Origin of the sequence: Yinghuangia sp. YIM S10712 (genome assembly GCF_051388935.1) — a bacterium.
GTDB lineage: Bacteria > Actinomycetota > Actinomycetes > Streptomycetales > Streptomycetaceae > Yinghuangia.
The window spans coordinates 64,068-68,855 of the sequence record NZ_JBPKBI010000009.1 but is presented as its reverse complement, the minus strand read 5'-3'; the positions used below and the strand labels follow the sequence as shown (position 1 = coordinate 68,855).

General features: G+C 69.1%; 3 protein-coding genes and 1 pseudogene. 3 read left to right on the top strand and 1 reads right to left on the bottom strand.

Features of this window, described 5'->3' with window-relative positions; all coding sequences use genetic code 11:
• From ACRX5W_RS19435 to ACRX5W_RS19425, 3 genes and pseudogenes are all read left to right on the top strand, one after another.
• Positions 1–1,223 (top strand): annotated as a pseudogene (locus ACRX5W_RS19435) (aldehyde dehydrogenase); the annotation flags it as partial.
• Positions 1,224–1,464: 241 nt separating this feature from the next.
• Entirely contained in the window at positions 1,465–2,505 is a 1,041-nt protein-coding gene (locus ACRX5W_RS19430; protein WP_436789475.1) for a SecDF P1 head subdomain-containing protein, read from the top strand.
• Positions 2,506–3,012: 507 nt separating this feature from the next.
• A complete protein-coding gene (locus ACRX5W_RS19425) occupies positions 3,013–3,921 on the top strand; it encodes a helix-turn-helix domain-containing protein (RefSeq protein ID WP_436789474.1) in 909 nt (302 codons plus the stop codon).
• Here ACRX5W_RS19425 and ACRX5W_RS19420 read toward each other — a convergent pair.
• On the bottom strand, positions 3,915–4,385 hold the full coding sequence (locus ACRX5W_RS19420) for a DUF397 domain-containing protein (protein ID WP_436789473.1): 471 nt from the start codon (positions 4,383–4,385) through the stop codon (positions 3,915–3,917). The genes ACRX5W_RS19425 and ACRX5W_RS19420 overlap by 7 nt on opposite strands.
• Between the last annotated feature and the right edge of the window lie 403 nt (positions 4,386–4,788).

Genomic DNA, 4,788 nt, shown 5'->3' with positions numbered 1-4,788 from the left:
CCCCCCCCCTCTCCGCCGGCATCGCCGGGCGGCTCCAGGAGTTCGCGGAGCTCATCTCGCAGGAGACCGGCTGCCCGATCGAGAACTCGGTCGGCGTTCAGGTGTTCAGCTCCACGATGGTCCTGGACTACTACGCCAAGCTCGTGCGCGAGTACCCCTTCGAAGAGCAGCGCCAAGGCGCGATCTTCAAGACCCTGGTACGCCGCGAGCCCATCGGCGTCGTCGCGGGGATCGTGCCGTGGAACGTCCCGTTGTTCGTCGCGGTCCTCAAGCTCGCCCCCGCCCTCGCGGCCGGCTGCACGATCGTGCTCAAACCGTCCCCGGAGACCGCGCTCGACGCGTACCTGCTCGCGGAGGTCGCCATCGAGGCGGGCGTGCCGGCCGGCGTGATCAACATCGTGGCCGCCGACCGCGAGGTCAGCGAGAAACTGGTCGTACACCCCGGCGTCGACAAGGTCTCGTTCACCGGTTCCACGGCGGCCGGCCGCCGCATCGGCGCGCTGTGCGGCGAACGGCTGCGGCCGGTCACCCTCGAACTCGGCGGGAAGTCGGCCTGCATCCTGTTGGAGGACGTCGACCTCGACACCGCGGTCCCCGGCCTGCTGCCCGGCTCGTTCAACAACAACGGCCAGGCCTGCGTCGCCCAGACCCGCATCCTCGCGCCGCGCTCCCGCTACGACGAGGTCGTGGCCAAGCTCGCCGAACACATCGGCGCGATGACGGTCGGCGACGCTCTGGAGAAGGGCAACACGATCGGCCCGCTGGCCTCCGAACGGCAGCGCGACCGCGTCCTGGGCTACATCGAGAAGGGCAAGGCGGAAGGCGCGCGCGTGGTCGTCGGCGGCGGCCGGCCCGAAGGCCTCGACAAGGGCTGGTTCGTCGAACCGACGCTGTTCGCCGACGTCACCAACGACATGACCATCGCGCAGGAGGAGATCTTCGGGCCGGTGCTCGCGGTCATCGCATACGACGACGTCGACGACGCGGTCGCGATCGCCAACGACTCGAAGTACGGCCTGTCCGGCGGGGTGTGGGGCACCGACGTCGAGGCCGCCACCGAGGTCTCGCGGCGCATCGAGACCGGCACGGTGAGCGTCAACTCGTGGGTCGCGATGGACTTCGGCGCACCCTTCGGCGGCTACAAGCAGTCCGGCCTCGGCCGGGAACTCGGGCCCGAGGGGCTGGACGCGCTCGTCGAGCTCAAGACGGTGGTGCTGCCCTGACCACCATCCGGCCGTGAGCGGCGGACGAGGTCCGGCCTTCGGCACCGGCGTCCGATGACACCGCCGGGCCCCGACCCACGTGCACCGGGCCGGGGCCCGGGAAGCGCCCGGCGGGCGCAAGGGGAAACCGATACGCTCGGTCGTCACCATGCCGGCTCGGCTCCGCCCCCTCGCCACGGGGGGGAAGCCAGGGCCCGTGCCGCAGGTTTCCGCTTCGCCACCGACAGCCCGGAGTGTCCCGTTGAGGTCCGACACGAGCTCCCCAGGCCGACGCCGCCCATCCGCCGACGGCACACAGGCAGGCGCAGGCCGCCTCGACATACGCGACAGGCGTTCCGCGGCCCGGTCCGGCGCCACCGCGCTCGTTCTGGCCGCGACGTTGTCGGCCCTTGCCGCCTGCGGGAGTTCGGACGGCGATGACCCCGCACCCGACCAGCGCGGCGGCGCGGACAACGGCACCCGAGTCACCCTCACCCTGCGACCCGCCGCCGCCGCGACGCCTCAGGACCTCGCCGCCGCACGCGAAGTCCTCGCCGCCCGCCTGGACTTCGCCGATGTCGAGGACGCTTCGGTCAAGGTCGCCGGCGACGCGATCACCATCGAGGCCCCGGACGAGGACCGCGAACTCCTCGACGGAATAGACCGGATCGGACGCCTGGACTTCCGCCCCGTCCTGGCCGCCCGGCCGGTCGGCGACGCGGCGCCGCAGCCGGGTCCGCCGACCGCGGTCTCGGGAGGCGCCTCGGGTGCCGCCGCGACGACGGGTACGGTCACGGGCGCGCCGCCCGAAACGACCGCCGCGTACACCGCGTTGGACTGCGCACAACCCGACCAGGCGACCGGCGCGGCAACCGCCGCGGCTGCGCGGCCCGACGCACCGGCACCGGCGTGTCTGCAAGCGGACGGCTCCTCGCCCACCGCGGAGGCCCTGCTGCTCGGCCCGTCGGAACTCACCGGCCAGGATCTGAAGTCCGCGACGTCGGCATTCTCCCAGCAGGGCACGGGGACTTGGGAAGTGAACCTGGAGTTCACGTCCGCGGGCGCCGACAGGTTCGGCGACATCACAGGGCGGCTCGCCGCCGGCGAATCACCGGCCAACAGGTTCGCCATCCTCCTCGACGGCCGCGTCGTGACCGCCCCGACCGTCATGCAGCAACTCCTCGGCGGCAAGGCCGTCATCACCGGCACCTTCACCAAGGCCGAGGCAACCCGCCTGGCCGCCCTGCTGAGTTCCGGGACACTGCCCATCCCCCTCACCGTGGCGTCCACGACGACATCCTGACCACGCCCCCCGGCACCCCGCCGGGGCATCCGGCCAAGCCCTCCCCAGGGCGCTGTTCGCCGGCGGGACGACGATGTCCCGGGGCCCGATCCGTGGTGGGGTATGGGTATCCGGCCAAGTGCTCTCCAGGGCGCTGTTCGGTACCGGTCGGTGCTGATCGCTGCCGATTTGCGACTTGGCTCCCTGCGATGTAGCTGAGAGACTGGTCAAGGAGTGACACGCGGCGATCGGCTACCGCCGCGTGTGCTCCTCATCTCCCGCGGGCAGCGATTGCCGCTTGCAGCCGGGCTGCGTGGCCGCACCGCGATGAACCCCCAACTCCCTTGCGCCGCACGTCACATCGCTGCACGCCGCCAACGCGCGTGTCACGCCCGCGCTCTTGCCCACACCGCGCCCAGCCGCGATTCTCTTCACAAGGTGTCGTTCGTCCACCACGCCGAATGCGGCCTCGCTTGCTGCGATCTCGCTGACTGCGCGGCACCTGACCGACATGTCAACAGTGACGTCGTGGGGGGGTCGACGATGGAGCATCCGCCGACGCAGGATCCGACAGTCGCGAAACGGCGACTGAGAGACGCCCTGCGGCGCCTGCGCGAAGAGGCCCAGCTCACGCAGCGCGAAGTCGCGGAGGCGATGGACTGGTCACCCTCCAAGCTGATTCGCATCGAGGCGAGCCAAGTCACCGTGAGCACCACCGACTTGCGCGCACTGCTGGCGCATTACGCGGTCACCGACCCCGACGAAGTCGCCAACCTGGTCGCGCTGGGGCGTGCGGCACGCGAACGCGCCTGGTGGAGTGCGTACAGCAAGTTGGTGCCGGCAAGATTCCTGGAGTTCATCGGGTTCGAGTCGTCGGCCTCGGTGATCCGAAACTTCGAGCCTCTCACCGTTCCGGGGCTGCTGCAGACCCGCGAGTACGCGCGGGAAGTCCTCCAGGCACTCCGGACGCCGAACGTCGACGACATGGTGGACCTGCGCATGGGCCGTCAAGAACTGCTGACCCGGGACAACCCGCCTGACCTGCACTTCATTCTCGACCAAGCGGTGATACACCGCGTGGTCGGCAGCCCCAAGGTCATGCAGCGCCAACTGCGCCACATCCTCGACGTCGCCGAGTTCCCCAATGTGACCGTACGCGTGGTCCCTTGGTCGGTCGGCTTCTACCCGCGGTATGAAGCCGCCTACGTCCACATCGAGTTCCCGACCGTCGAGGACCCGGCGGCTCTCTACCAGGAGAAATACGGGGGCATCACCCGAGAGAGCCTTCAGGACGAGACCCCCGCCGACTACCTCACGTCGTTCTGGGAGCTGGAGCAGGCCGCGCCGGTCACGTTGGCACCGGTGCTGATCCAAGAGGCAATCGCCGCCCTGGGCCGGATGTCCGCCAACCCCGGCAGCCCCGCGCCGGATCAGTAGGTGTCGCGGCACACCGTCTGTGCGCCCAGGAACGCATTCCAGCCACCAGCGGGAAAGCCGAGGACGGGGCCGTCCCCGACCTGTTTGGAATCCCGCACCAAGACCCCGTCCGAAACCGCTGCCGCCTCCACGCAGTTTTCGCTCCCGCTGGAAAAGCTCTTGTGCCAGCGCAGATCTGACCGGACGGGGTGTTTCACCGTGCGCGTCTCCTCATGACGGTGCGCGCCGCAGAAGGCGGCGGCCGAATTCGCCGATTCAACCACACGCGGGGCCGGCTCGTGACCGTTTCCCGTCCCCCGACCGGCTGGATTCTGCGGTCCTCGGCGTACCCGCGGCGCAGCACGGATGGCATCGGAACGACAGGTGAACGGCAGGCGCACGGACTGCGCGGAACGAAGGGCGAACAAGCGTTCAGCAACCACGTCGAACGCTTCCGCGCATCCCGCATGCTTCCAAGCCGTCATATATCCGGATGACAATCCCAACATGCGACTTGGCTGCGTGCGACATGGCGTGGCACACTGGCAAGAGAAATAGCGTCGTGGCGATCGGCTACCGCCACGACATTCGGACATTGCCCCGGGTTGCCAATATGACAAATCGGGGCATTTTGTCATGCTCCGACATTTTCCTGAGGTTCCGCCTTATCCTGCGCCGATACCGCTATGCCATACTTGAGGCACGTCGCGCATAGCGCTACAAAACGATCTCGGGGAGCCGCCTATGTCGGCCGATTGAGTCACGCGTCATCCGTCCCGGTGATTCCGCGTTCATTCACGCATCGCGCGAGGACCGCCGCATCCGGACCTGATCCGGTCGGATCACGCCAGGAATGCCCGTGTAGCCGACGAAGCATTCGTGGCAGCG

What these genes read in the sequence shown, in the direction of transcription:
- ACRX5W_RS19420 (WP_436789473.1), bottom strand. Translation starts at nt 4,385, where the DNA reads ATGACGGCTTGGAAGCATGCGGGATGCGCGGAAGCGTTCGACGTGGTT.